Origin of the sequence: Tumebacillus avium (assembly GCF_002162355.1) — a bacterium.
Classification (GTDB): Bacteria; Bacillota; Bacilli; order Tumebacillales; family Tumebacillaceae; genus Tumebacillus_A; species Tumebacillus_A avium.
This window is the reverse complement of record NZ_CP021434.1, coordinates 1,037,114-1,062,415: the sequence shown is the minus strand read 5'-3', so window position 1 is coordinate 1,062,415 and position 25,302 is coordinate 1,037,114. Positions and strand designations below refer to the sequence as shown.

Here is a 25,302-nt window from a genome sequence, read left to right as displayed (position 1 = left end):
CGAAGTGAGTCGCCATAGATACAGTAGTGGATGGAGGACTCACAGAGATGAAGAGACGCATCGCCTTTACAGGCACCATGGTATTGACGCTCGCAGTCGGGGTGATGATCGGACAGATCGGTCAGGCTGACACCGGTTCCACGCCGGGTTCTGCTGACGACCCGATCGTCACGAAGAGCTATGTCGATTCGAAGATCGCAAGCCTCGGCACTGGCGGCAACACCGGCGGTAACACGGGCGGCACTACCGGCGGCAGCACCACTCCCGTCTCCGGGGTCGATACCTTTAAGGTCATTCAGCTGCGGACCGGACAGACGCTGAAAGGCGGCGAAGGCACGGAGATCATCGTTCGCTCCGGCACTGCTGCGGCGATCGCTTCTTCTTCCGGCGGCTTGTCTGACGTGTCGACCAGCACCGACTTGGCGGACGGCGCAGCCGTGCCGAGCAACCACCTGATCCTCGTACCGCGCAATGACGGGCGCGGGATCAAAGCGGTGGCCAACGATCCGTATGTCATGGTGCGCGGCACGTACACCATTCAATAAAAACAGGAGGCACTGTGAACACTTCGCAGTGCCTGTTTTGATTTTAGGCAAGGCAATGGGCAATAAGGGGATGGAAGCATGGCATACCAGGGCAAATCCTACAGCAAACAGGTCAAGCCGCAGCCCAAGCCAAAAAAGAAGCTGCGCATCGGGCGCTTTTTGCTGGTCTTTGCAATTTTTCTGATCGTGATGGGCTTGACCGGCTTAGCCGGATACGGCTTCTTTCTGGAGCGCAAAGTGGTCTCGCGCCCGGCGGCGACCGTGCCGCTGGTCGAGGGTGAGCCGGTCAACGTGTTATTGATCGGGATGGACCGCGACCCGGAGTCGGCCGATGAACAGCGCAGGCTGGGCATGAACACCGACACTTTGATCGTGGCGCATCTGGAACCGGGCGCGAAACAGGCGACTTTGCTGTCCATTCCGCGCGATACGCGGGTGCAACTGCCGACCGGGGTGGAGAAGATCAACGCCGCCTATTCGATCGGCGGGATGGACCGGCTTCAGCAGACGGTCGAGGAACTGACGAGCCTTGAGATCGACCGCTATGTGATGATCGATTTCCAAGGCTTCGAGCGGGCGATCGACGCGATCGGCGGCGTGGAGTTTGACGTGGACAAGGAGCTGTATGACCCGGAAGGCAACGTGCATCTGCAGCCGGGCAAACAGCACCTGAACGGCCTGCAGGCGCTGACAGCGGTCAGGTTCCGCCACGAGGAGATGGGCGACATTGCGCGGGTGGAGCGTCAGCAGCGGTTTGTGGAAGCGTATTTGAGCAAAATACAAGAGACCAACGTGGTGGACTGGATGAACTCGCTGCGCAAGATGAGCGAGTCCCTGCGCACCGACATGTCGATCTCCGAGATGGGCAAGCTGGCGACGGCGCTGCAGGGCGACGAGGCGCAATATACCACGCACACCGTGCCGGGGACGTTCCTCGAAGTGTATGGGATCTCCTATTGGAAGGCAGATCCGGCAGGTCTGCAAGAGATTGTCTCTCAAATGAAAAACTAGAAGCGTTGACAACCTTTGTGCAGGGTACAGAGCCAAGGAAGGGCACACAATAGACTTACCGGGCGAAACGCTAGAGTCGCTCAAATCTTCCTTGGAGGTGCATGTTCCGATGGCACTTGGCAGCGGACGCAAAAACAAAGGCCAACTGATCCCACAAGCTCACAAAGCGCTCGATGACATGAAGTACGAGATTGCAACGGAGATGGGTCTTCCGGTTTTCCAAGGCAGTGAGGACTATTGGGGCAACATCACCACCCGTGACGCAGGCGCAGTCGGCGGTCACATGGTGCGCAAGATGGTCGCGTACTCGCAAGCGATGATGTCCGGTCAAGAACCGGGTTCGAACAACAACCTTGGTTAATATTTCAACAAAAACTTCATAACTTATTAAGGGCTCCGGTGGCACCGGAGCTTTTTTCTTAGGATGTATCAAGCAGAAATCATTGACACACACTATGAAATGCAGTAATATGTGCTTGTTTCTTTGAAAAGTGAACATCCTAGGAGATTCCATAACAGCTTTGGCTTGGGAGTCCAATACATAATGGGGAGGTACAGTATTATGGCTAAGCGTTACCTGTTTACCTCGGAGTCTGTTACCGAGGGCCATCCGGATAAGATTTGCGACCAAATCTCCGACTCCGTGCTCGACGCGATCTTTGCAAAAGACCCGAACGCGCGCGTGGCATGCGAAACGTCTGTCACCACCGGTCTTGTGCTGGTAGCAGGCGAGATCACCACTTCTACCTACGTAGACATCCCGAAGATCGTCCGCGAGACGATCCGCGATATCGGCTATACCCGTGCGAAGTATGGTTTTGACGCCGAGACTTGCGCAGTCCTGACCTCCATCGACGAGCAGTCTGCTGACATTGCGCTGGGCGTTGACCAGGCGCTGGAAGCGCGTGAAGGCCAAATGTCTGACGCTGAGATCGAAGCGATCGGCGCAGGCGACCAGGGCCTGATGTTTGGCTTTGCGGTCAACGAGACGGAAGAGCTGATGCCGCTGCCGATCTCCTTGGCGCACAAGCTGGCGCGCCGCCTGTCTGAAGTCCGCAAGAACGGCACCCTGCCGTACCTGCGTCCGGACGGCAAGACGCAAGTAACGGTCGAGTATGAAGGCGACAAGCCGGTTCGTATCGACACCATCGTCATCTCCACGCAGCATGCGGAAGAGGTAACTTTGGAGCAGATCAAGAAAGACCTGCATGAGCACGTGATCGTGCCGGTCATGCCGACCGAGTACGTAAACGATGCAACCAAGTACTTCATCAACCCGACCGGCCGTTTCGTTATCGGCGGTCCGCAAGGCGATGCGGGTCTGACCGGCCGCAAGATCATCGTCGACACCTACGGCGGTTACGCTCGCCACGGCGGCGGCGCGTTCTCCGGCAAGGATCCGACGAAAGTTGACCGTTCCGCGGCGTATGCAGCTCGTTATGTGGCGAAGAACATCGTTGCAGCGGGTCTGGCAGACAAAGCAGAAGTGCAGCTGGCGTACGCGATCGGCGTTGCCCGTCCGGTATCGGTTATGGTTGACACCTTCGGCACCGGCAAAGTAGCAGACGAGAAGATCGTCGAGCTGGTCGAAGCGAACTTTGACCTGCGTCCGGCAGGCATCATCCGTGAGCTCGACCTGCGCCGTCCGATCTACCGTCAAACCGCAGCATACGGCCACTTCGGCCGCACCGACATCGACCTCCCGTGGGAGCGTACCGATAAGGCAGATACCCTCCGCCAAGGTGCTGGTCTGTAGTATAAGTAGAAGGCACACTGCACACCCCACGGGGTGTGACAGCGTGCCTTTTTTGTTTATTGAAAAAGCCGTGTGTACACAATATGTGTACACACGGCTTTGAGATTGAAACGCATACTGCCAACCTTCTTACTGCTCGCCTTCTTGGAGCTTCTTCTGCTCCCGTCTCGCCTGAAGTTTGCGGGCGATGTGGTCGGGCAGGGTGACGGCGCCGGTGCCTGCGCAGCGGCTGCAGATGACCGTCATCGGAAGGGGCATATGGGTGGTGATCTTGCCGCGTCCTTTGCAGATTCGGCAGGTCTTTTTCATAGGTGGACCTCCTAGTGGATGTCGCGCTTTTTGAAACGTCCGCCGCGCACTTCGGCAATCGAACCGATGGCGAGGAACGCATGCTCGTCGATCTCTTCTACGATCAGCTTCAACTTCGCTTCTTCCAGACGTGTCACGACGCAGAAGATGACCTTTTTCTCATCCCCCGAGTAACCGCCTTCCCCGTTCAAATACGTAACGCCGCGGCCCAGACGCGCCAACAGCATATCCCCGATCTGACGGTGCTTCTCGGAGATGATCCAGATCGACTTGGACTCCTGGAACCCTTCAATCGTCAAATCGATCATCTTAAAGGCAATATAGTACGCGATCAGCGAATACATCGCATGATCCCAGCCAAACACAAACCCCGCACTGCCGAGGATGAAGAAGTTGCAGAACATCACGATCTCGCCGACCGAAAACGGTGTTTTCTTATTGAACAAAATCGCCACGATCTCCGTCCCGTCCAGCGACCCGCCGTAACGGATGACCATCCCCACGCCAATCCCGAGAATGACCCCGCCAAACACAGACGCCAACAGCGGATCTTCGGTCAGTACCTGCACCGGATGCAAGAGGGTCGTGCCGATCGACATCACCACGACGCCAAGCAGCGTCGATAAGGCGAACGTCTTCCCGATCTGCTTGTACCCGAGGATCAGAAACGGCAAGTTTAACAGCAGCAAGAAAAGACCGATGCTCCACCCGGACAGATGGGCCGCGATGATCGAGATCCCGACGATCCCGCCGTCGATGATATTATTAGGAACCAAGAAGATCTCCAGACCGACCGACACCAGCGAAGCCCCTAAGATAATAAAAATCACACGCTTTAGGATCTTCGCCAATGACGGTTTCGAATGGCTCACCGGCTGGAAGTTCATTTGCAGATTGTTCTCCATGTCTCCCCACTCCCTTTATTCAGTTTTTTGTATACACTAAGTATACCACACTTTTTTACTCGGATTAAAAAAAGCCGAGACAAATTCTCGGCTTTTGTTCAGACGTATTTTAAGCTGTGATCAATTCTTCAAACGTAGTTTGGCGGAACTGCTCCCATTCCTGGTACAGAGACACCGAAAGATTCATCGCTTCCATCATGCCGACCGAATGGCCGTGTTTCTGATAGAGGTTGAGCGATTGCGAGAGATGATGGATCGCGTCTTTCAAGTCCCGCTGCGCCCGGTACAGGTCGGCCAACAGACGGTGCGCCCGCGCCAGTTCCAGATCGTCCCCGGAGATCAGCTCCAGCGATTCGCGGACCAAGCTGACCGCCGTGCCCGTCTCGCCGGCCATCTGCAGGACGAAGGCGGTCTCGAGCTGGGTCAGGCCGATGTTGTAACGGTCTTCCTGCTTCATATAACGCTCGGTGCACTCATCGAGAATCGCCAGCGCTTCGTCGATCTTGCCATGCTGTTTCGCCAGCAGGACAGCGAGCGAGCGCTTGACTTCGGTCGCGAGGTCGAGGTGATTTAAGCTTTTGAAAATCGCAGAGGCGCGGTCGGAGAACAACGTCGCCTGGTCAAAGTTGTTCGAATCAAGATAGGTCAGCGACAAGGTGAGGAACATCCGCCCGAGATCTTCCAGCGAGACATTTTCCTTGCGCTCTTCAAACGCCTGCTGCAAATACACTACCGCTTCTTCGTAAACGCCGAGGCGGTGATACGTATTGCCGATCGAAGTCAGCAGCTGTGCGCGGTCGAACGGATCGGCTGTGATGCGGTCGAGCATCTCGTACGCTTTTTTCCAATGATAGAGGGCGAGCTGGTATTGGCCGGAATGCTCGGCCACTTCGCCGAGGCGGAGGTAGATCGCAAACGCCTGGTTGAGATCGCCATGCGTGTCGGTCAACAGTTTGTCCAGCATGTCGATCGCTTCTTCGTATTTGCCCATCTCCTGGCAGCATTTCGCCAGCGTCATGTGGAAGTCATCCGCTTCGCCTTGTCCAAAATCTTGCATGCTCTTCAGCAATGAATACGCTTTCGCATAGGAGCCGGAAGCCATCAGCGCTTTGGCGAGGGTAAACGAAGAGCGCTGGCGTACATTGGTCTCCGTATCGGAAACGAAATATTCGATCGGGCGGGACAGGCGATCGGCGAGAGCAGCCAGCACTTTATAAGAAGGATATGCTTTGCCGTTTTCAATCTGACAGATCATGCTCGAGGTGACAATACCCCGCGCGAGATCGTTTTGCGTCATCTCCGATTCTTTGCGGGCTTTTTTTATACGTTCTCCCAATGAGGAGTTATTCATGAGGGTTGCCTCCTTAATCCATATTTAGCACGGATGGAATCTTTAGATTTATCGTATCAAGGTGGTAATTTATAATCAAAAGACAGAGTGGCATCGGGCGAGCGGTGGCGCGTCTCGCGCGAGGATTCGCATTTGTTTTCTTCTGTTTTGATAGTTATTTTACGTTATTAGAGAAAAATAAGTTGGAATTTGTCGAAACTTACAGCCTAAATAACGGAAGAAGTCGATTGAGTATACTTCAAAATGTTTTTTGCAATCTTTTTGTTTTCTCCCCCATAAAATCGGCCCCATCATCGTAACCTATGATATATCACCCTTACCCCATTGCACTGGGGGCGCAGTCCTACCCAACTGCGCCCCCCTTTTCTTTGTTATAGCAGGAATATAAAAGTTCACATGGAAGTTATTATAGATCACCGCTTTGAAGCAAGTTCGAGGGGGTTGCCTGCGTTGGCGAATGAAATTGACACCAAGATTCTCGACAAGGCCATCCAGGGCACCCTGCTGGCCATCGAGGAAGGGAAGCATCAGGTCTTTGAGATCGCCGAGAGCGCGCGCAAGGAACATCAGGCTCTGCGCGACGAATCTGCGGTCGTGCAAAGACAAGTGCAAGAAACGATACAGGAGGTTGACCGCCTCGAGGCGCAATACCGCCTCGCCCGCCGCAAGCTGGTGGAGGTCAGCCAGGACTTTGCAAAATATACAGAAACGACGATTAAGGAAGCATATGATGCGGCGCACGTCCTGCAGGCGCAACTGCTCGTCACCCGCGAGCGGGAAGAAGCGCTGCGCGCCCGCCGCGACGACCTGGACCGCCGGCTGCGCAACTTGGAAGCGACCATCGCCAAGGCGGAAGCGCTGGTCACACAGCTGTCGATCGCGTTTTCCTACCTGTCCGGAGATCTGCAGAACCTCGGCACCGCACTGAAAAATGCTGAACAGCGCCAGTATCTCGGCATGCGCGTCATCCAGGCGCAGGAAGAGGAGCGCAAGCGCGTCGCCCGCGAGATACACGACGGGCCGGCGCAGATGATGGCCAACGTCGTGCTGCGCGCCGAAATCTGCGAGCGGATGCTCGACCGCGATGTGGAAAAGGTGCGCGGGGAACTGCGCGAGTTAAAAGAGATGGTGCGCGCGTCTTTGTCGGAAGTGCGCCAGATCATTTTCGACCTGCGCCCGATGGCGCTCGACGACTTGGGCCTCGTGCCGACGCTGCGCCGCTATCTTGCCGATTTTCAGGACAAGCATCGCGTGATCACCGAGCTGAAAGTGTATGGGCGCGAGCGGCGTTTCAATTCCGCGCTGGAAGTGGCGGTGTTCCGCACCGTGCAGGAGGCGCTGAACAACATTTGGAAACACGCCAAGGCCAAGGTGACCAATGTCAAATTGGAACTGACCGAGAAGCAAATCGCAGTGCTTATAGATGATGATGGCGTAGGGTTTGCTGTGGAGGAAGCGATGCAGAGCCGCGAAGACGGGCATTTTGGCCTGATCGGAATGCAGGAGCGCATCCAGCTGCTCGACGGCAAGGTGGAGATCAGATCCGTTCCGAACAAAGGAACCCGCGTACACATCACGTTACCGATCACGGAATGAGGGAGGCGATCGTCATGGAGCAACAGAAGATCAAACTGTTTTTGGCGGATGACCACACACTGTTTCGCCAAGGGCTGCGTCGCATTTTTGAATTAGAGGATGATATGGAGATCGTCGGCGAATGCAGCGACGGAGAAGCGGCGGTCGGGCTCGTGCTCGAGATCAAGCCGCAGGTCGTGCTGATGGACATCAACATGCCCAAGCGCACCGGCGTGGAAGCAACCCGCCTGATCAAGGAGGCCGATCAGGACGTTCGCATCCTGATCTTGTCGATTCACGATGATGAAGCGTATATCTTCGAAACGATCCGTGCCGGCGCGAACGGCTATCTGCTGAAAGATGTGGAATCGGATGTTTTGGTCGATGCTGTGCGCCAGGTGGCGGGCGGCTCTTCGTTTATCCATCCGCAGGTGACCACCAAGCTGCTCGACGAGTTCAAGCGCCTGTCCAACCAGGTCTATGACGGCGATTTCGAGCAGGGCGAGCCGGAGCTGTCTTCGGAGTGGCAGGACATCCTGACCCAGCGTGAGATGGAGATCTTGAAGCTGATGGCGGAAGGCAAAAGCAACCGCACGATCGGCGAGACCCTGTTCATCTCGGAGAAGACGGTGAAAAATCACGTCTCTTCCATCCTCGGCAAACTGTCGGTCGATGACCGCACGCAAGCGGTGATCACCGCGGCAAAACGCTGCTGGGTGAAATTGTAGGCAAAAAGCACGTGGGCGAATGGAGCGGCATATATTGACACTACAACCCTGTAAGGAGGTGTCAAGAGTGCTCGCTCTTTTCATTTGGGGATTTGCATTGTATGGCATCTTTGTGGCGCTGTGGAACGCTGTGCGATTTTTGGCGCAGAAAAACCGGCGGGGAGTGCCGGTGACAGCAATCCTGGTCGTGCGGGAGGGGGCCTCTTACATCGAAGGCATCCTCCGGACGCTGACGACAGCCGAACCGTTTTGCGGACGCGAGCTCGATGTGGTCGTCGTCGACTGCGGGTCTCGGGACGAGACGGCAAAGATCGTGGAGTCGATCGCCCAGAAGCGCGGCACGGTAAGACTCGTCCGCGCGGAGTCGGACGATCCGGCCCAGGCGCTGCCCGCCGTGTTCGGGAGCAAGGGGCGCAGCGTGCATTGCGTGTTCGACTTGCGCGGCAAAGTCTCGCCCTTGGAAGTGGTGCCCACCTTGGCGGCTTTTTGGAGCGATGAAACCGTTTGATTTCAAAACGGGACTTTAGACCTATGTACTCACGGGTAGCCCCGAGCATATAATAAAGCCATAAGATGAGTCAATCAATAAAGGCAAACCCGCTGAAAAGCGGCGACGCAAAGCCATGGGTCTAACGTCAGCTCTCCCTAAGCTGACCATGATTGCCAGGTTGCTGATTGATACGGTCGCGGACTGTTACCCCACAGTCTGCAAAGTATCCGCCTCGGCAACCCACCGAAGGTGGATTTTTTTATCAGCAGTGACTCATCGGGTAGCATAACTCATTTACCCTTTTTGTAATCCCCCTACCCCCCACACAAAGGAGCCCTTTACGAGTCCCCAACTCGTAGAGGGCTTCTTTGCATGTTCTGGCTTGTTGTGGGTCGTGGGCTTTTTTTGTGCCCAAAAAAGGACTCCTTCCGGGTGGAAGGAGTCGATATTTAAAAAGAAGGAGGTCATGTAATGAAAAAGTCACTCGCAACACTGGTGATGTCGTCCGTACTGTAGTATATGCAGCAAGTTCTGTTTGATGCAGGCTTTACAAAAGGTTCATCGTTCCTTCATGTCGGTTTGCCATACGCCCGCACGATGCCAGGCAGAAGCGAAATAAGCTTCTGCCCGCTTTTTTTCGAAATCGATTTGATAGGAAAATAATTAATATTAACGAGGTGTAAAAGCCCTACTGGTATTTCGTCGCGTTTTTTACTATAATGGTAGTGTCAAAGATTCTGTAAACTATCAAATTTGTGTAGATGAAGCGTTAATCTTGCGCAAGGGAATAGGCAATGGGGGCTGGAGGTGGCCGGGTGTTTGGGAAGCAAACGAGGGTCGGCCGATCGGTGTTTCGCATCGGAATCGGCGCTGTGCTCTCAATAGGGTGTGTAATGGCGGGGCTATGGCTGCTGGAAATGGCACGCGCCGCCGCGTTGTTCGGCTGGTCTTGGGGACCGCAGCCGAATCTGGAAGTTGTGATCCTTCGCGCATTGGTGATCAATGCGCTGCTCTTGACGATGATGATGATCCGCAATCTGTTCACCGATTTTGATGTGGTGACCGACCGGCTCCGTATGAAAATGTATGTTGCCAATGGCTATATGCTGGTGATTTCACTGTTTGCACTGATCATTAAGTATTTTGAAGGCCCGGTCTTCCGTGAGTTGGAAGCGACCGTTGGGTTGATCGGTCTGACCTGTGTGGTGACGACCGCCTACTCGTTCTATCTGCTCGTGCAGATCTACCGCAATGTGCAGGAGCGCCTGCAGCATGAGCGGGAGTTGTCCGATAAGTTTTATCTTCAGCTGACCACCGACAATCTGACCGGGATTCCGGGCCGCGTGCTGTTCATGGAACATCTGGCCGCTTCGATCGAAACGGCACAGGCAAAAGGCGCGCGCGGGGCTGTGTTGTTTTTCGATCTGGATGATTTCAAGATGTTTAACGACTCGCTTGGCCATACGTTTGGCGACAAGGTGCTGATGGCGGTGACGAACCGCATCACGAAGCAACTGACCGCCGGGATGCGTCTGTACCGTTTGGGCGGGGACGAATTTGCGCTGATTCTGGAACAGGATTCGTCGATTTCCGATCAGGCGGCGCTGACAGCGGAGCGGATTTTTGCGGCGATGAAAGACAAGTTGCACGTCGAAGATCAGGAGCTGTTTATCAACCTGTCGCTTGGCATCTCGCGGTTCCCCGAGGACGGCCATGATGCTCAGACTTTGTACCGCAACGCGGAGATGGCGATGTATCACGCGAAAAACGCCGGGCGCAACCAGTACCAGCTGTACGATGCGGCGATGAACGCCCGTGCGGCAGAGCGTTTGGTGCTGGCCGGCGATCTGCGCAAAGGTTTGGAGCGGGAGGAGTTCTTCCTCGCCTACCAGCCGCAGGTGTGCCTGATGACCGGGCGCATCACCGGCATGGAGGCCTTGATCCGCTGGAAGCATCCGGAGCGCGGTCTGGTCTCGCCGGCAGAGTTCATTCCGCTGGCCGAAGAGACCAAGCTGATCATCCCGATCGGCGAGTGGGTGCTGCGCACCGCCTGCCGCCAGAACAAGGCGTGGCAGGATGCCGGGTTCCCGCCGGTCTGCGTGTCGGTCAACCTCTCCGCCTGCCAGTTCGGGCAGCCGAACCTCGTCGCGATGATCAAGAAGATCCTGCAGGAGACCGGCCTTGCGCCGCAGTACCTAAACCTGGAGATCACGGAGAGCATCACGATGAACAACGTGGAGCGGGCGATCGCGACGATGCACGAGATCAATGATTATGGCATCGGGATCTCGATCGACGATTTTGGCACCGGGTATTCGTCTTTGAACTATCTGAAGAAGTTCCCGATCCAGACGCTCAAGATCGACCAGTCTTTTGTCCGCGACATGACGGAAGAGCACCATGATGTGGCGATTCCCACGGCGATCATCGCCATGGCCCACTCGCTCAAGCTCAAGGTGATCGCAGAAGGCGTCGAGACGGAAATGCAGCAGCAGATGCTGCGCGAGCGCGGCTGTGACGAGATGCAGGGCTACCTGATCTCGCGTCCCTTGCCGGCGCCGGAGTTTGAAGAACTGCTGCACAACCTGCCCGCGGCCGAACAGCTGCTGGCCAATTAACAAGCAGAGAAAACACAAGCGCTTTGTCCCATCGCGGGGCAAGGCGCTTTTTTATGTTGGCGGGTGTTGGTTGATTTTCATAAAGTTGGGTATCTTATTGGAATGCATTGGTTTGGTAAGGGGGATGGGCGATGGAGAAGCAGTTGAAGGACATGTTCTCATACCCGCAAAACCAAGATTTGGCGGTGCGATATGCCCAACTGCCGGATGTGAATTCTGAAGTATGCATGATGTACCTGAGAGGCATGGCTGATCAGGCGTTTGTGGACAGCACGCTTGTCCCGCTGCTGATGGAGAAGCAAGGATTCTCCGCGCGCCGCAAGTTGACCGAGCAACTGTACCATCGTTTAGAGTCGGTGTCGGGCGTGCGGCGGGTCACCGCGCTGCCGGAGATGCGGGATGAGATAGTAAGAGGCAATACGATTTTGTTCGTGCACGGGGAACGTGGCGGGATCGCGGTGGACAGCACTGGATTTGAACACCGTTCGGTCGACCGCGCGCAAAATGAAAACGTCATCAAGGGGCCAAGCGAAAGTTTCATCGAATCGGGAGCGGTCAATATCTCGCTGATTCGCAAACAACTGCGCAACGAACACCTGGTGACCGAGTCGATCTCAATCGGGCAACAGTCGCTTACGGAGGTAAGCGTGATGTATCTGAACGATATCGCCGACCCGCAACTGGTCAAAGAGGTCAAACGGCGGCTCGCGAACATTGAGAACGACCAGGTGATGAACCTGGCGACGCTGGAGCAGATGATCGAGGAGCGATCCTATTCGCTGGTGCCGACTTGCTTATATACGGAGCGCCCGGACCGGGCCGCCGCCTTTCTGCAGGAAGGCCACGTCGTCATGCTGATGGACAGTTCGCCAAGCGCATTGATCGCCCCGGTGACATTTTGGGCGCTGTTTCATTCGGCGGAAGACATGTACCAGCGGTGGCCGCTTGGCGTCTTTATGCGGCTGATGCGACTGATCGGCATCTTCATCGCCACGCTTACGCCAGGCCTATATATCGCGATCACCAACTACCACGTCGAAATGCTGCCGACCGACCTGCTGCTGGCGATCGCGGCGACCCGCGAGCGCGTCCCGTTTCCGGCGATCATCGAGGTGATGATCATGGAGGTCGCGTTCGAATTGCTGCGCGAGGCGGGCGTGCGCATTCCCTCGACGATCGGTCCGACGATCGGGATTGTCGGCGCCTTGATCCTCGGACAGGCTGCCGTCGACGCCAACATCGTGTCGCCGATTCTGGTCATCGTCACCGCGATCACCGCGCTGTCCTCGTTTACCGTCCCGGATCAGTCGCTCAATGGCATGGTGCGGCTCAGCCGGTTCATCTTCTTGTTTGCCGCCTCGCTGATGGGGTTTCTGGGCATGATGATCGCGCTGACGATCATCATCAGTTACATGGTGACGCTGCGCTCGTTTGAGGTGCCTTTCCTGGGTCCGCTGGCCCCTTACACCCGTTCGTCGAAAGATACAATCTTCCGTCCGCCGGTCTGGAAGCAGTGGCTGCGTCCGTTCATGAACGAACCGCAGGAAACGGAGCGCGCGACAAAACCGAAAGGAGGAGCAGAACGTTGAACAAGCAGGCGAAAGGCGATCTTGGGGCGCGGGGGCTGTATGCGATGATCGTCCTCGTGGTCGGCGGTAAAATCAGCGATTCCACGCCTACGCTCGTTTTTAAAGCGGCGCAAAACTCCACCTGGATGTTGCCGCTCCTCTCGATTTTGCTCCTTGGGCCGTGCATGCTGATCTTGTTGTCGGTGATGGGGAAGTTTCCTGGCAAAGGGCTGTATGAGATCCTGCGCGTCTTGACCGGGAAGTATCTTGCCTTTTTGATCTCGCTTGTCGTCTTGGCGTTCATGATGGCCAATCTTTCGTTTACTGGACGGATGTATGCGGACATCATCGAGACGATGTTTTTCCCGAGCATCTCGCTGATCGTGATCTATCTGGCGATCTTTGTCGGCGTGCTGTTCGTCGCCCGCGGCGGCATCGAGCGGATCGGCCGCACCTCTTGGATCACGCTGCCTTATATCAAAGCGGCCGTGCTGGTGCTGTTTCTGCTGTCGCTGGAAGATACGCAGTGGCAGCGGCTGTTCCCGATCCTCGGACCGGGCGGTTGGGATCTTGTCAAACAGTCGGTGTTTCACTCGTCTTTGTACGGGGAGTTGATGATGTTCATTATGTTGTTGCCGATGGCTGGCAGCGAGCGCGCGTTTCGCAAAGGCGCCTATTTGGCCACCGGATTTGTTGTGGTCGAATTGATGCTCTTTTTCTCGCTCTACATCGTGCTTTATGACATCCCTTCGGTCGAGATGATGAACTATCCCTTTCAGCAGTTGACCCGCTACGTCTCGCTCGGCCGGTATTTTACCAACATGGAGGCGGTGTTTCTGGCCTTTTGGATTGTGGCGACCCTTTTGAAGTTGGCGTTTCTGCTCTATGTGAACGCCCACTTTTTGTCGCAGGTGCTGCGCCATGAAGCAGGCTGGCGGCCGCTGCTGCTGCCGATCACCGTGTTGTCGATCACCATCGGCATGATTCCGAAAAACTCGCTGGAAAACGCGCTGATCTATTGGGACAACTATGTGGTGCACACGAGTTGGCCGTTGCTGATCCTCCTGCCCTGCATCCTGTGGATTTTGACCAAGGTCCGACAGAAAGGAGAAGGTGAAGCCTCATGACCACGCACATCTTCCGTCACCTCGCCTTGCTGCTGGTGCTTGCTGGCGTGCTGTCCGGATGCGGCAGCCGCATGGAGATCGAAGAGCGGGCGTTTGTTGTCGTGATGGGCCTCGACCAGGCGGAAGGCAACGACGTGAGCATCACCTATCAAATCGCCAATCCGCAGGTCGGCTCTTCCGACCAGGCCAATCAGTCGCAAGAGCCGGCTTCTGACATCATCACGTTTACGGCGCCCGACTTTCTGACCGGACGGGACTTGGCGAACGCGTCGATCCCCAGAAAACTGTCCTTCTCGCACACGAAAGTGCTGATCATCGGCGAAAAGTTGGCCAAAAGCGAAAAATTTTTCAGCATCATCGGCGCCACGCTGCGGGAGCGGGAGATGCGGCGGGAGATGAACATCCTCGTCTCGCGGGAGCCGGCAGCCGAGTTCATCCGCTCCAATTCGCCGAAGCTGGAGACGCGCCCGCACAAGTTTTTTGACTTTATGGTCGACCGCTGGCAGGACACCGGGCTGGTGCCGCTCTCCACCGTCAATCGGTTTTTTCAGCGCACGGAGAGCAAAAACGGCCTGTTTCTGGCCATCTACTGCACAACGAGAGAATACCGGCACCCGGAAAAAGGGCAAGAGGACGAGTATCTGCCGGGGGAGATCGATGAGAAAGGCGGGAACGTCACGCAGATGATCGGGTCGGCCGTCTTTAAGAACGGCAAGATGATCGGCGCGCTGAATGGGGAAGAGACGCGATTCTCGCTGGTCATGCGCTCGAAATCAAAGGCGGACGAAATGCTCGTCACCTACAAAGACCCGCTCCACCCCAACTACCGCATCGCGGCCAGGCTGCTGCATCCGGGGCGGACGCACATCAAAGTCGATGTAAAAGGCGAGCGGCCGGTCGTCAAGGTCACCGTGCCGGTCAATGTGGATATCATGTCGATCCCAAGCTTTGAGAACTATTCGGAGAACTTCAGCAAACAGGAGTTGCTGCGGGCATCGCTCGAACACCAGTTGGAGACGAAATCGAGGAAACTGGTGAAGAAGATGCAGACGAAATACAAAGGCGACCCGTTCATGTGGGAACTGTCGGCCCGGCCGCGTTTTCTGACGCTGGCCGAATTTCAGCAATACCACTGGATGGAACGCTTTCCGGAAGCGAATGTCACGGTGGACTTTCAAGTCAAACTGCGGGAATTCGGGAAACAGCTGCGGCCGCCGCTCAAGCCGTAACGGCCGCGAAAGGGAGGATACAGATGTCGTGGATGTTCATCGTGCTCGCGTTGTACGCCGGCTACTACACCATCTCGTACGGGAGCAAAGTGCGGCGGGACGGTAACCGGCAGGCGAGCATCGGAATTTTTGTGATCGGCGGGGCCGTTGGGGCCTTGCCGGTCCTTTTGCATTTCCTGCTCCCGCGCGGCGGGATGCCCTGATTCGAATTTACAAACCCTTTACGCAGAGTCCGAACTAGATTTACCTTGCGCTGGTAGGATAAGAACTGTAAGCAACACCAACCAAAACATCGGACTCCTGAAGGGGGATTTTCAAGTGTTTGCAACTGTGTCGAAAAAGGCGATGACTTTCGGTTTGATCGCAACGATGACTGCTGGTTTGATGGTCGGCTGCGGGAAAGAGGAAGCGAACCAAAACCAAAATGCCACCGGCGATTCGAACGCTCCAAAGCAGGAAGAACTCACCGGCAAAATCACAGCATCCGGCTCTTCGGCACTGCTGCCGCTCGTGAAGCACGCGGCATCCCAATTCCAAGACAAACATCCCGGCGTCACGATCGACGTTGCGGCAGGCGGGTCGGGCACCGGTCTGAAGCAAGTCGCAGAAGGCGCTGTCAATATCGGCAACTCCGACGTGGAAGCTGGCTCCGAATATGCGGACAAAGGCCTCGTCGACCACCAAGTGGCGATCGCGCCGTTCGTGCTGGTCACCAACAAAGACGTGGCGGTCGATGACCTCACCTCCGAAGAAGCGGCGAAGATCCTGACCGGCGAAGTGAAAAACTGGAAAGAAGTGGGCGGCAAAGACCAAGAGATCACGATCATCGGCCGCGCCGAATCGTCCGGTTCTCGCAAGTACATCAAGTCGGCGCTGATCCCGAAAGGCAAAGACTTCGCAAAAGACGCAGTGGTGCAAGACTCGACCGGCGCGCTGAAGACTTCGGTTGAACAAACGACCGGCTCGATCGGCTACATGGATGCGCCGTACGCGGACGACAAAATCCAAGTCCTGAAGCTGGACGGTGTGGAATACAAGCCGGAAAACATCGCCAACGGCACTTGGAAGCTGTTCTCCGTCGAGCACATGTACACCAAAGGCACGCCGGACAAAGTCAGCCAGGCGTTCCTCGACTACATCCTGTCTGATGAGTTCCAAAGCAATGAAGTTGAAGCGCTGAAGTTCATTCCGATCTCTCAACTGAAAAACTAACACACCCGATTGGCAAATGGGGAGGGACGGCGCGCAGGCCCGTCCCTGCCCCTGTGTTATGACCTAAATGTAAAATCGTAACAAATATTCAGTAAACTTATAACTTACAGAAAGTACAGCAAGGTGGGGGGAACAACATGACAGCAGCAAAAGAAACGGCAGGTGCTTTGAACGCGATGCGCCGCCGAACCGACCGCATGATGCATTGGCTGTTTGTCGGCAGCGCCGTCTTTGTGTCACTGATCATCTTTGGCATCATTCTTTTTGTCGGCAAGCAGGGGCTGCAGACGTTTGCCGATCCGCAGGCGGGGATTGCGGAGTTTTTCTTCAGCACGAACTGGACGCCGTCGGAAGGCGAGTACGGCGCGGCCGGATTCATTCTCGGCTCGTTTCTCGTCACCGGCCTCGCGCTGCTCCTCGCGGTGCCGGTCGCCGTTGGCGGCGCGGTGTTTATGGCGAAGATCGCGCCGAACTGGATGCGCGAGATCATGCGTCCGGCCGCCGATCTGTTTGTCGGGATTCCGTCCGTTGTCTACGGCTTGATCGGTCTGTTGATCTTTGTGCCGTGGTTTGCCAAGACGTTTCCGGGCGAGCCGGGCTTTGGCGTGGGACCGGCGGCGGTGATCTTGGCGATCATGATTCTGCCGACGATCCTCTCCGTATCGGAAGACGCGCTGCGCAGCTTGCCGCGCGCGCTGGAAGAAGCATCGTATGCCTTGGGCGCGACGCGCTGGCAGACGATCCGCAAAGTGCTGCTCCCGGCTGCGCTGCCGGGCATCCTGACCGGGGTCATCCTCGGGATGGGCCGCGCGATCGGCGAAGCGATGGCGGTGCAGATGGTGATCGGCAACGCGCCGGTGCTGCCGAAAGGGCTCGGCGAGCCGACCTCTGTGCTGACGACGCAGATCGTCAAAGAGATGGCGTCGATCTTTGGCACGACGGTCAACAATTCCCTGTTCCTGATGTCGCTGATTCTGCTGCTCGTCTCTCTGTCTTTGATTCTCGTCATTCGCATCGTTGCACGCAGGAGGGACGCTTAGATGAACACCAAACTGACAGACAAGCTGGCCACCGGATTTTTCTGGGCCGTCGGGTTTTTGATCCTTGGCGTGCTCGCTTGGTTTCTCTGGTACATCCTGTCGGCCGGGGTGCCGCATTTGACGCCCGATTTTATTTTTGGCGAACCGGAAGATGTGAAAGCGGGCGGCGGGGTTGGCCCGATGCTGTTCAACTCGTTTTACATTCTGATTCTGTCCCTGCTGTTCTCGCTGCCGTTTGGCATCGGGGCGGGCATCTGGCTCGCGGAGTACGCGAAGAAAAATTGGTTCACCGACATGGTGCGCCTGTCCACTGAAATGCTCGCTTCGGTGCCGTCGATCGTCTTTGGTCTGTTTGGGGCGCTGTTGTTCGTCACCTATTTTGGCCTCGGCTTTACGATTCTTGGCGGTGCGCTGACCTTGGCGCTGCTCAATCTGCCGGTGCTGGTGCGCGTCACCGAAGAGACACTGCGCGCCGTGCCTGACTCCTACCGCGAGGCAAGTCTGGCGCTGGGCTCAACCAAATGGCAGATGATCCGCAAAGTGCTGATTCCGACGTCTTTGCCAGGTCTGGTCACCGGGATTACGCTGGTCGCCGGCCGGGCGCTGGGCGAATCGGCGATCTTGATCTTTACGGCGGGCGTGTCGGTGTCGCGGTTTGCGCCCGACTTCGATCTGATGGCTTCGGGCGCCACCTTGTCGGTGCAGCTCTGGTACATCCGCTCGGAAGCGCTTGTGCCGGATGCGATGGAGATCGCGGAAGGCACCGCCGCTCTGCTCGTCATCGTCGTGCTCTTGATGAACCTGCTGATCGCGCTGCCCAGCCGTTACCTGCAGCGCAAAGCATCCGGGAAATAAGATCGTCCAAAAGGGGGAGGAACTTCTGTGAAAACTGCAACTGCTGTCGCGACCGAAGAGAAAATCCGCGTGCAAGGTGTCGACCTGTTTTACGGCGACAACCAAGCGCTCTATGATATCAACCTGTCCGTGCCAGAAGGCTCGATCACCGCGTTTATCGGCCCGTCCGGCTGTGGGAAATCGACCTTGCTCCGCACCTTGAACCGCATGAACGACCTGATTCCGGGCGTCAAAATCACCGGGGAAGTCCTCGTTGACGGCGACAACATCTACGGCGGGGACACCGATGTGGTCAACCTGCGCAAAAACGTCGGCATGGTCTTCCAGCGCCCCAATCCATTCCCGATGTCGATCTACGACAACATCGCTTACGGCCCGCGCATCCATGGCATCCGCCGCAAAAAAGACCTCGACGTGATCGTCGAGCGCTCTTTGCAGCAAGCCGCCTTGTGGGAGGAAGCGAAAGACCGCCTGCACAAGTCGGCGCTGGGACTTTCCGGCGGCCAGCAGCAGCGTTTGTGCATCGCCCGCCTGCTCGCCGTCGAGCCGAAAGTGCTGCTGATGGACGAACCAACTTCGGCGCTCGACCCGATCTCCACGTTGAAAGTCGAAGAGCTGACCCAAGAGCTGAAAAACAAATACACGATCATCATCGTCACACACAACATGCAGCAGGCGGCACGCATCTCCGACACGACCGCATTTTTCCTGAACGGCGTGATGGTCGAGCATGGCGTGACCGATGGGCTGTTCACCAATCCGGGCGACAAGCGCACGGAAGACTACATCACCGGACGTTTCGGTTAATGAAGGAGGCGGAGGAATATGGATACCAGAAAAGGGTTTCACCAATCGCTTGAAGAACTGCAGCGCGACCTGTTGAAGATGGGCGTGATGGTCGAAGAGGCGATCTTCCTCGCCGTCAAATCGCTGGCCCAGCTCGACGAAACGATCGCCCGCCAAGTGGTCGCGGGTGACGACAAAGTCAATGAGCTGATGGTGGAGATCGAGTCGTCCTGCCTGCGCCTGCTGGCCTTGCAGCAGCCGATGGCGTCCGACCTGCGCGTGATCGGCACGGCGATGAAGATCGTCACCGACCTTGAGCGCATCGGCGACCACGCGGTGGACATCGCGAAAACGACGATCCGCCTGCAGGGCGAGAAGCTGCTCAAGCCGCTCGTCGACACGCCGCGCATGGCCGACATGACCAAAGACATGCTGCGCGACGCTTTGAACTCCTATGTCAAAAAAGACTTGGAGATCGCCCGCTCACTGGCGAAAAAAGACGACGCGGTCGATGCCCTGTTCAAGCAGATCTTCCTCGAACTGGAAGAGCTGATGGGGGCCGACCCGGCGAATGTGCACCAGGCGATCCTGCTCCTGATGGTCTGCCGCATGCTGGAGCGTATCGCCGACCACGCCACCAACATCGGCGAATGGGTGATCTATATGATCACCGGCGTTCGTCAAGAGCTTAACCACTAAGGAGCAGGACACGGGCTGTTCTGTCGCGAATCTCTTTTGGAGAGGCTAGGGACGGAGAGAAGGTGTTTGGGAATGGGCTTGCTCCCGAATGAACGTGTGACGCTGGAAGGCGTTTTGAAAAAGATCACGTTTCACAATGATGACAACGGCTATACGGTCGCCACGCTGCAGACGGGCAAGAAAGACAGCGCCGTCATCGTCGGCACGTTGATCGGGCCGCAGGAAGGCGACAACATTCGGGTGACGGGCACGTGGAGCCGCCATGAAAAGTGGGGTTTGCAGCTCTTGTTCGACGAGTTCGAGCGGGTGCTGCCCGTCACGCCGGATGCGATTTTAAAATTCCTCAGCTCCGGGATGATCAAAGGCCTCGGCCCCAAGACGGCGAAAAAGCTGGTCGAGGAGTTTGGCACGGCCACGCTGCAAGTGATCGAGACGGAGCCGGAGCGGCTGTTGGAGATCGAAGGCATCGGGCAGAAAAAGGCGGAAGGCATCGCCCAAGGGCTGCGCGAACAGATGGGCGTGCAGTCGGTGATGGTCTACCTGAGCTCGCGCGGGATCACGCCAAGCATCGCGGCGAAGATCTACAAGCGCTACGGCAATGAGGCGCTGGACGTATTGCGCTCCAATCCGTATCGCCTCGTCGATGAGGTGCATGGCATCGGCTTCAAGACGGCCGACAAGCTGGCCTTGCAGCTCGGGTTGCCGCCCGAGTCGCCGGGACGTTTGCGTGCTGCGCTGAAACATGTGCTGCGCCAAGGGGCGGATGAAGGCCATGTCTTTTTGCCGGAGCGCGAACTGTTTGCCAAGGCGGAAGCGCTGCTGGGCAGTGCAACACGCGATGCGCTTCCGGCGATGCTGCAGGCGTTGGCGGAAGAGCGTTCCGGCGGCGTGATCGTGGAAAAAGCGGACTCGGCCGGCGCACAACGGCTGGTCTATCTGACCGGGTTCTATTTTGCCGAACTGAAGTCGGCGGAGAAGATCCGGACGCTGATGAACGGCGCGGTGCAGATCGCGATGGAAGAGGGCGAAGTGCAGGATGAGGAACGGCTGATCACGGAGATCGAAGCGGAGCAGGGCATGGAGCTCGCCCCTTTGCAGCGGCAGGCGGTGGCGGCGGTGCTGCGCGAACGGCTGGTGATCATCACCGGCGGGCCGGGCACAGGGAAGACGACGACGGTCAAAGCGATGATCGCCGCGTTGGAACGTCAAGGCGTGACGCCAACTTTGGCCGCGCCGACGGGGCGTGCCGCCAAGCGGATGACCGAAAGCACCGGCGTGGAAGCGAAGACGCTGCACCGCTTGCTGGAATACGCGATGGTCGAAGGCGAAGGTTTGCGTTTCCAGCGCGATGAGGAGAATCCGCTGGAAGGGGCGGTGTTTATCATCGACGAAGCCTCGATGATCGACCAACTGCTCTTTTTCCAGCTCCTCCGTGCCTTGCCTTCGGGCGCGCGGCTGGTGTTGTGCGGCGATATCGACCAGTTGCCCAGCGTGGGCGCAGGTCGTGTCTTGCAGGATCTGATCGAGTCGGGCGAAGTGACGGTGGTGCGGCTGGAGACGATCTTCCGGCAGGCGCAGGAGAGCCTGATCGTCAAAAACGCCCACCGCATCAACCATGGGCTGCTGCCGGAAGTGGCAAAGGACGGCGATTTCTTTTTTATCGAAGAAGGGCGGCCGGACGCATTGCTGAGCTTGGTGCTCGATCTGGCGGCCCGGCGTTTGCCTGGGTTTATCAAAGGCGACCCGGTCGAGGACATCCAGGTGCTGGTGCCGATGCGGCGCGGGTCGGTCGGCGTCGAGGCACTTAATGAAGCGCTGCAGACGGCGCTCAACCCGGCGGGGGCTGAGAAGCCGGAACTGACGCACAGCGGACGGATTTTGCGCGTTGGGGATAAAGTGATGCAGACGAAGAATAATTACACCAAAGAGGTCTTTAACGGCGACGTGGGACGCGTGGCGGCGCTCGATGCGGAAGAGGGCGAGCTGACCGTCGTCTATCCGGATGACAAAGAGCCGCGCCACATCACCTACGCGCTCACCGAGCTCGATGAACTGTCGCTGGCCTATGCGGTGACGGTGCACAAGAGCCAGGGGAGCGAATACCCGTGCGTGATCCTGCCGGTCGTGATGCAGCACCGCGTGATGCTGCAGCGCAACCTGATCTACACAGGCGTGACGCGGGCGAAAAAGCTGGTCGTGCTGGTCGGGACGAAACCGGCCCTGCAGACCGCCGTGCGCAGCCAGGACGGACAGCGGCGGTATACGCGGCTGGCGGAGCGGATACGGGAACGGGAAGCAAAGTAACTATTTTGTCGGAGGTGTCTTGGGATGACGCGAGTGCTGGTCGTAGATGATGAAGAATCGATTTCGAAACTGGTGGAGTACAACTTGCAGCAGGCAGGCTTTGAGGTGCTGACGGCCGACTCGGGAACGCGGGCGATGGAGATCATGGCGACGACGCCGCGCCCTGACCTGATGGTGCTCGACCTGATGCTGCCGGGCATCGGCGGGATGGAGCTCTGCCAGCGCCTGCGCAAAGACGGCATCACCACGCCGATCATCATGCTGACCGCCAAAGATGACGAGGTCGACCGCATTCTCGGCCTGGAGATGGGCGCGGACGATTATGTGACCAAGCCTTTTTCGCCGCGCGAGCTGGTGGCGCGGGTGAAGGCGGTCTTGCGCCGGATGAGCGAAGACAATTCGGGCGAAGAAGGCGTGTTCCGCTGCGGCGAAGTGGTCGTCGACATCAACCGCTACGAAGTCTCCGTGCGCGGGGAAAAAGTCGATCTGACGCCGCGCGAGTTCGAGCTGCTGCACTACCTCGCCAAACATATGGGCCGCGTGATGAGCCGCGACCATCTGCTCGACAAAGTCTGGGGCTATGAGTTTGCCGGCGATACGCGCATCGTCGATGTGCACATCTCGCACCTGCGCGACAAATTAGAACGCGACCCGAAACAGCCGGAATTTATCAAAACGGTGCGGGGAGTCGGCTACAAGCTCGTCCGGGGTGAATAGATGATTCGGGGCATCCGCTGGCGGATTGTCGTCACGTACATGCTGCTGATCGTGCTCGCCCTGTCGATTTTCGGGGTATACATGCTGCAATTTATCGAGAAGCTGTACATGGACAATCTGCAAACGCAATTAAAAGAAGAGACGTCTCTCTTGGCGACGTGGGTGTCCCCGATGCTGGCGGAATATGACACGCAGGGCCAAAAGGAAGACGTGCACGAAATGCTCCGCCAGACCGGCATGGCGGTGTCGTCGCGGGTGACGTTGCTCGATCTGCAGGGCGATGTCATGCTCGACACCTTGGGGGATGCCGACACGCGCAAGAATCAGCTCGACTACCCGGAGATCGCTTCGGCGGTGGAAGGCAGCGTCGGCATGCATGTGCGCAAAGTGCCGTATTCGACCTACAATGTGATGCACATGGCGGTGCCGGTGTACGGCGACCACGGCCCGATCGCCGTGTTGCGGATGGCCGTGCCGATGAAAGGCGCGCATGAGACGCTGCAGGCGCTGTGGGGACGCATCGGCATGTCCCTGTTGATCGTGGCGGCGGTGGCGAGCTTGTTTGGGCTGCGCTTCGCCCACGGGATCGCAGCACCCATCGAAGCGATCACCAGTTCGACGCGCAAGATCGCCGAAGGGGCGTTTGACGAGCGGATTCACCAGCGCGGACGCGATGAGCTGCGCGTGATGGCCGACTCGATCAACGCGATGGCCGCGCGATTGTCCGATCAGATCGAGGATTTGACGCAACAGAAGGGCAAGCTGGAAGGGATCTTGAAACATCTCGTCTCCGGCGTCATCGTCGTCGACCGCTCCGGCCGCGTCACGCTGGTCAACCAGGCGATCGAGTGGATGATCGGCTACAAAGCGGAAGAACTTTTGCAAAAGTGGCACTGGGAAGCGGGCTACAACTTTGGCTTGTCGGCGATGATCGACGAAGCGATCCTCGTCGGGACAGCGCAGAAAAAGGAGATCACGCTGCACCGCCCCGTCGAGCGGACGGTGGAAGTGCACATCACGCCGGTCTCATCGAACAACGGGCGGATCGCCGGCGCGGTGGTGCTGATGCATGACGTGTCGGAGTGGCGGCAGTTGGAGCGGATGCGCAGCGAGTTTGTCGCCAACGTGTCGCATGAGCTGCGCACGCCGATCACGGCGGTGAAAGGTTTTTCCGAGACGCTGCTCGACGGCGCATTAAACGACCCGGTGATCACGCGGCAGTTTTTGCAGATCATCTATGACGAGTCGGAACGGCTGAAACGGCTGGTCACCGACCTGTTGGAGCTGTCGAAGATCGAGTCGGGGCATACGGTGTTTCATTTCGAGCCGTTCGATCTGACCGCGCTGGTCAAGCGAACGGTGGAGAAGTACCGGCATCAGGCGGAGAGTCTGGGGCTGACTTTGGAGACGGAGCTGCCTCCTGCGCATCTGCAGCTGGAGGGCGACTCCGACCGCATCGCGCAGGTGCTGATCAACCTGCTCGGCAACGCGATCGCCTACACGCCGTCGGGCGGCCGGGTGGACGTGTCGGTGATGGAGCAAGAGGATGATGTGGTGCTGAAGGTGCGCGACACCGGGGTTGGGATTCCGGCGGAGGACATCCCGCGCCTGTTCGAGCGCTTCTACCGCGTCGACAAAGCGCGTGCGCGCCGTTCGGGCGGCACGGGGCTGGGGTTGGCGATCGTGAAGCACATCCTGGAGAGCCATCACGGGCAGGTCGAGGTGACAAGCGTTGTGGGCGAGGGCAGTGAGTTTACGATTACGCTTCCGAAGACAAAGGAGATTTGAGCATGTCATCATCCGTTCGCAACATGGAAGAAAAAATGATCCAGAGCATGCAAAAGCGCACCGGCCGCACCTTGGAACAGTGGCTGGAGAAGGCAAAGCGCGACGGCATTCCGGAAGGCAAAGGCCGCCTGAAGTGGCTGAAAGAAGAGTACGGCCTCGGGCAAAGCACCGCCTACCTGATCCTCAACCACCTCGACGGAGGCAGCCTCGCTTCGCGACGTGTATGATTTTGTAAAAGCGGAGATCGAAGCAATTGGTGCAGGGGTGGAGGCGCGTCCGTGCAAGACCTACATCCCCTTTTACAAGAAAAAGCAATTCGCCGTCGCCAAGCCGCACAAAGGCAAGCTCCACGTCGGCGTGGCCCTGCCCGACGGCGTGACGTCCGACCGTCTGGAGTCGTCGAAAGGGCTTGGTTTTAACGAACGGATGAAGTTCAAGTTCACGCTGGAGCAGCGGGAAGAGCTGGATGACGAGCTGCGCGGTCTGCTGCAGCTGGCGTATGAGGTGAATTAGGATGACCGAGCTCTTTTTAAAAGGGCGCATCGACGGGAAGACAATCGAAGAGATTTGGGATGAAACGAGATAAGAGCCGCCTGCGGGACGGCTCTTTTTTGCTGAGCACAAAACCAACTTGGATGGTTGAAGTATTTAAGATATAATAGAGATTAGATATCTGAATTTACCCTCTA

25 protein-coding genes and 1 riboswitch are annotated in these 25,302 nt (G+C 57.3%); of the genes, 22 read left to right on the top strand and 3 right to left on the bottom strand.

From position 1 onward, the window contains the following. Positions 1 to 47: 47 nt before the first annotated feature. The 4 genes from CBW65_RS04800 to metK all read left to right on the top strand — a co-directional run bounded on the left by CBW65_RS04800 (position 48) and on the right by metK (position 3,312). Positions 48 to 545, top strand: coding sequence for a hypothetical protein (locus CBW65_RS04800; protein ID WP_087455858.1), 498 nt, complete (start codon positions 48 to 50; stop codon positions 543 to 545). A gap of 78 nt (positions 546 to 623) precedes the next feature. Further along, a complete protein-coding gene (locus tag CBW65_RS04795; RefSeq protein ID WP_087455857.1) occupies positions 624 to 1,556 on the top strand; it encodes an LCP family protein in 933 nt (310 codons plus the stop codon). Between the two features lie 109 nt (positions 1,557 to 1,665). Beyond that, positions 1,666 to 1,917 carry an alpha/beta-type small acid-soluble spore protein gene (locus CBW65_RS04790; RefSeq protein WP_087455856.1) on the top strand — a complete coding sequence of 84 codons (252 nt, stop codon included), beginning with the start codon at positions 1,666 to 1,668 and terminating at the stop codon, positions 1,915 to 1,917. 198 nt (positions 1,918 to 2,115) lie between these two features. Next, on the top strand, positions 2,116 to 3,312 hold the full coding sequence (gene metK / locus CBW65_RS04785) for a methionine adenosyltransferase (RefSeq protein WP_232463509.1): 1,197 nt from the start codon (positions 2,116 to 2,118) through the stop codon (positions 3,310 to 3,312). A gap of 129 nt (positions 3,313 to 3,441) precedes the next feature. Here the strand turns inward: metK and CBW65_RS04780 are convergent, their stop codons facing one another. From CBW65_RS04780 to CBW65_RS04770, 3 genes are all read right to left on the bottom strand, one after another. After that, entirely contained in the window at positions 3,442 to 3,621 is a 180-nt protein-coding gene (locus CBW65_RS04780; RefSeq protein WP_087455854.1) for a hypothetical protein, read from the bottom strand. Between the two features lie 11 nt (positions 3,622 to 3,632). Next, the gene (locus CBW65_RS04775; RefSeq protein WP_408646550.1) at positions 3,633 to 4,508 is read right to left on the bottom strand and encodes a YitT family protein; all 876 of its coding nucleotides are present in this window, start codon (positions 4,506 to 4,508) and stop codon (positions 3,633 to 3,635) included. A gap of 127 nt (positions 4,509 to 4,635) precedes the next feature. After that, positions 4,636 to 5,877 carry a helix-turn-helix domain-containing protein gene (locus tag CBW65_RS04770; RefSeq protein ID WP_087455852.1) on the bottom strand — a complete coding sequence of 414 codons (1,242 nt, stop codon included), beginning with the start codon at positions 5,875 to 5,877 and terminating at the stop codon, positions 4,636 to 4,638. A 450-nt stretch (positions 5,878 to 6,327) separates the two neighbouring features. Here CBW65_RS04770 and CBW65_RS04765 point away from each other — a divergent pair, with 450 nt between their 5' ends. The 18 genes from CBW65_RS04765 (at position 6,328) to CBW65_RS04680 (ending at position 25,126) form a co-directional block, all read left to right on the top strand. After that, positions 6,328 to 7,473, top strand: coding sequence for a sensor histidine kinase (locus CBW65_RS04765; protein ID WP_087455851.1), 1,146 nt, complete (start codon positions 6,328 to 6,330; stop codon positions 7,471 to 7,473). 14 nt (positions 7,474 to 7,487) lie between these two features. Continuing rightward, complete coding sequence (locus CBW65_RS04760; RefSeq protein WP_087455850.1) at positions 7,488 to 8,180, top strand: response regulator transcription factor; 693 nt, start codon at positions 7,488 to 7,490, stop codon at positions 8,178 to 8,180. A 67-nt stretch (positions 8,181 to 8,247) separates the two neighbouring features. Further along, positions 8,248 to 8,688 (top strand): glycosyltransferase, encoded by a 441-nt coding sequence (locus CBW65_RS04755; protein ID WP_087455849.1) that lies wholly within the window; start codon positions 8,248 to 8,250, stop codon positions 8,686 to 8,688. Between the two features lie 72 nt (positions 8,689 to 8,760). After that, positions 8,761 to 8,856: riboswitch (cyclic di-GMP riboswitch) on the top strand. Positions 8,857 to 9,485: 629 nt separating this feature from the next. Further along, positions 9,486 to 11,288, top strand: coding sequence for a putative bifunctional diguanylate cyclase/phosphodiesterase (locus tag CBW65_RS04750; RefSeq protein WP_198299750.1), 1,803 nt, complete (start codon positions 9,486 to 9,488; stop codon positions 11,286 to 11,288). Between the two features lie 131 nt (positions 11,289 to 11,419). Beyond that, positions 11,420 to 12,877, top strand: coding sequence for a spore germination protein (locus CBW65_RS04745; protein ID WP_087455847.1), 1,458 nt, complete (start codon positions 11,420 to 11,422; stop codon positions 12,875 to 12,877). Beyond that, on the top strand, positions 12,874 to 13,983 hold the full coding sequence (locus tag CBW65_RS04740) for a GerAB/ArcD/ProY family transporter (protein ID WP_087455846.1): 1,110 nt from the start codon (positions 12,874 to 12,876) through the stop codon (positions 13,981 to 13,983). The genes CBW65_RS04745 and CBW65_RS04740 overlap by 4 nt, the downstream gene beginning before the upstream one ends. Continuing rightward, positions 13,980 to 15,212 (top strand): Ger(x)C family spore germination protein, encoded by a 1,233-nt coding sequence (locus CBW65_RS04735; protein ID WP_087455845.1) that lies wholly within the window; start codon positions 13,980 to 13,982, stop codon positions 15,210 to 15,212. The genes CBW65_RS04740 and CBW65_RS04735 overlap by 4 nt, the downstream gene beginning before the upstream one ends. 23 nt (positions 15,213 to 15,235) lie before the next feature. Further along, complete coding sequence (locus CBW65_RS04730) at positions 15,236 to 15,415, top strand: hypothetical protein (protein ID WP_087455844.1); 180 nt, start codon at positions 15,236 to 15,238, stop codon at positions 15,413 to 15,415. A 115-nt stretch (positions 15,416 to 15,530) separates the two neighbouring features. Next, positions 15,531 to 16,424: a phosphate ABC transporter substrate-binding protein gene (locus CBW65_RS04725; protein ID WP_087455843.1), complete on the top strand. Its 894-nt coding sequence runs from the start codon at positions 15,531 to 15,533 to the stop codon at positions 16,422 to 16,424. Between the two features lie 137 nt (positions 16,425 to 16,561). Then, positions 16,562 to 17,464 (top strand): phosphate ABC transporter permease subunit PstC, encoded by a 903-nt coding sequence (gene pstC, locus CBW65_RS04720; RefSeq protein WP_087455842.1) that lies wholly within the window; start codon positions 16,562 to 16,564, stop codon positions 17,462 to 17,464. After that, positions 17,465 to 18,319 (top strand): phosphate ABC transporter permease PstA, encoded by an 855-nt coding sequence (gene pstA, locus CBW65_RS04715; RefSeq protein ID WP_087455841.1) that lies wholly within the window; start codon positions 17,465 to 17,467, stop codon positions 18,317 to 18,319. A gap of 27 nt (positions 18,320 to 18,346) precedes the next feature. Next, positions 18,347 to 19,126: a phosphate ABC transporter ATP-binding protein PstB gene (gene pstB, locus CBW65_RS04710; protein WP_087455840.1), complete on the top strand. Its 780-nt coding sequence runs from the start codon at positions 18,347 to 18,349 to the stop codon at positions 19,124 to 19,126. Positions 19,127 to 19,144: 18 nt separating this feature from the next. Continuing rightward, positions 19,145 to 19,804: a phosphate signaling complex protein PhoU gene (gene phoU / locus CBW65_RS04705; RefSeq protein WP_087455839.1), complete on the top strand. Its 660-nt coding sequence runs from the start codon at positions 19,145 to 19,147 to the stop codon at positions 19,802 to 19,804. A 72-nt stretch (positions 19,805 to 19,876) separates the two neighbouring features. Then, the gene (recD2, locus tag CBW65_RS04700) at positions 19,877 to 22,108 is read left to right on the top strand and encodes an SF1B family DNA helicase RecD2 (protein ID WP_087455838.1); all 2,232 of its coding nucleotides are present in this window, start codon (positions 19,877 to 19,879) and stop codon (positions 22,106 to 22,108) included. Positions 22,109 to 22,132: 24 nt separating this feature from the next. After that, positions 22,133 to 22,825 carry a response regulator transcription factor gene (locus CBW65_RS04695; protein WP_087455837.1) on the top strand — a complete coding sequence of 231 codons (693 nt, stop codon included), beginning with the start codon at positions 22,133 to 22,135 and terminating at the stop codon, positions 22,823 to 22,825. Continuing rightward, the gene (gene pnpS, locus CBW65_RS04690; protein ID WP_087455836.1) at positions 22,826 to 24,613 is read left to right on the top strand and encodes a two-component system histidine kinase PnpS; all 1,788 of its coding nucleotides are present in this window, start codon (positions 22,826 to 22,828) and stop codon (positions 24,611 to 24,613) included. Positions 24,614 to 24,615: 2 nt separating this feature from the next. Further along, positions 24,616 to 24,840, top strand: coding sequence for a DUF4287 domain-containing protein (locus tag CBW65_RS04685; protein ID WP_087455835.1), 225 nt, complete (start codon positions 24,616 to 24,618; stop codon positions 24,838 to 24,840). After that, entirely contained in the window at positions 24,833 to 25,126 is a 294-nt protein-coding gene (locus CBW65_RS04680; protein ID WP_087455834.1) for a DUF5655 domain-containing protein, read from the top strand. The genes CBW65_RS04685 and CBW65_RS04680 overlap by 8 nt, the downstream gene beginning before the upstream one ends. Positions 25,127 to 25,302: the final 176 nt, after the last annotated feature.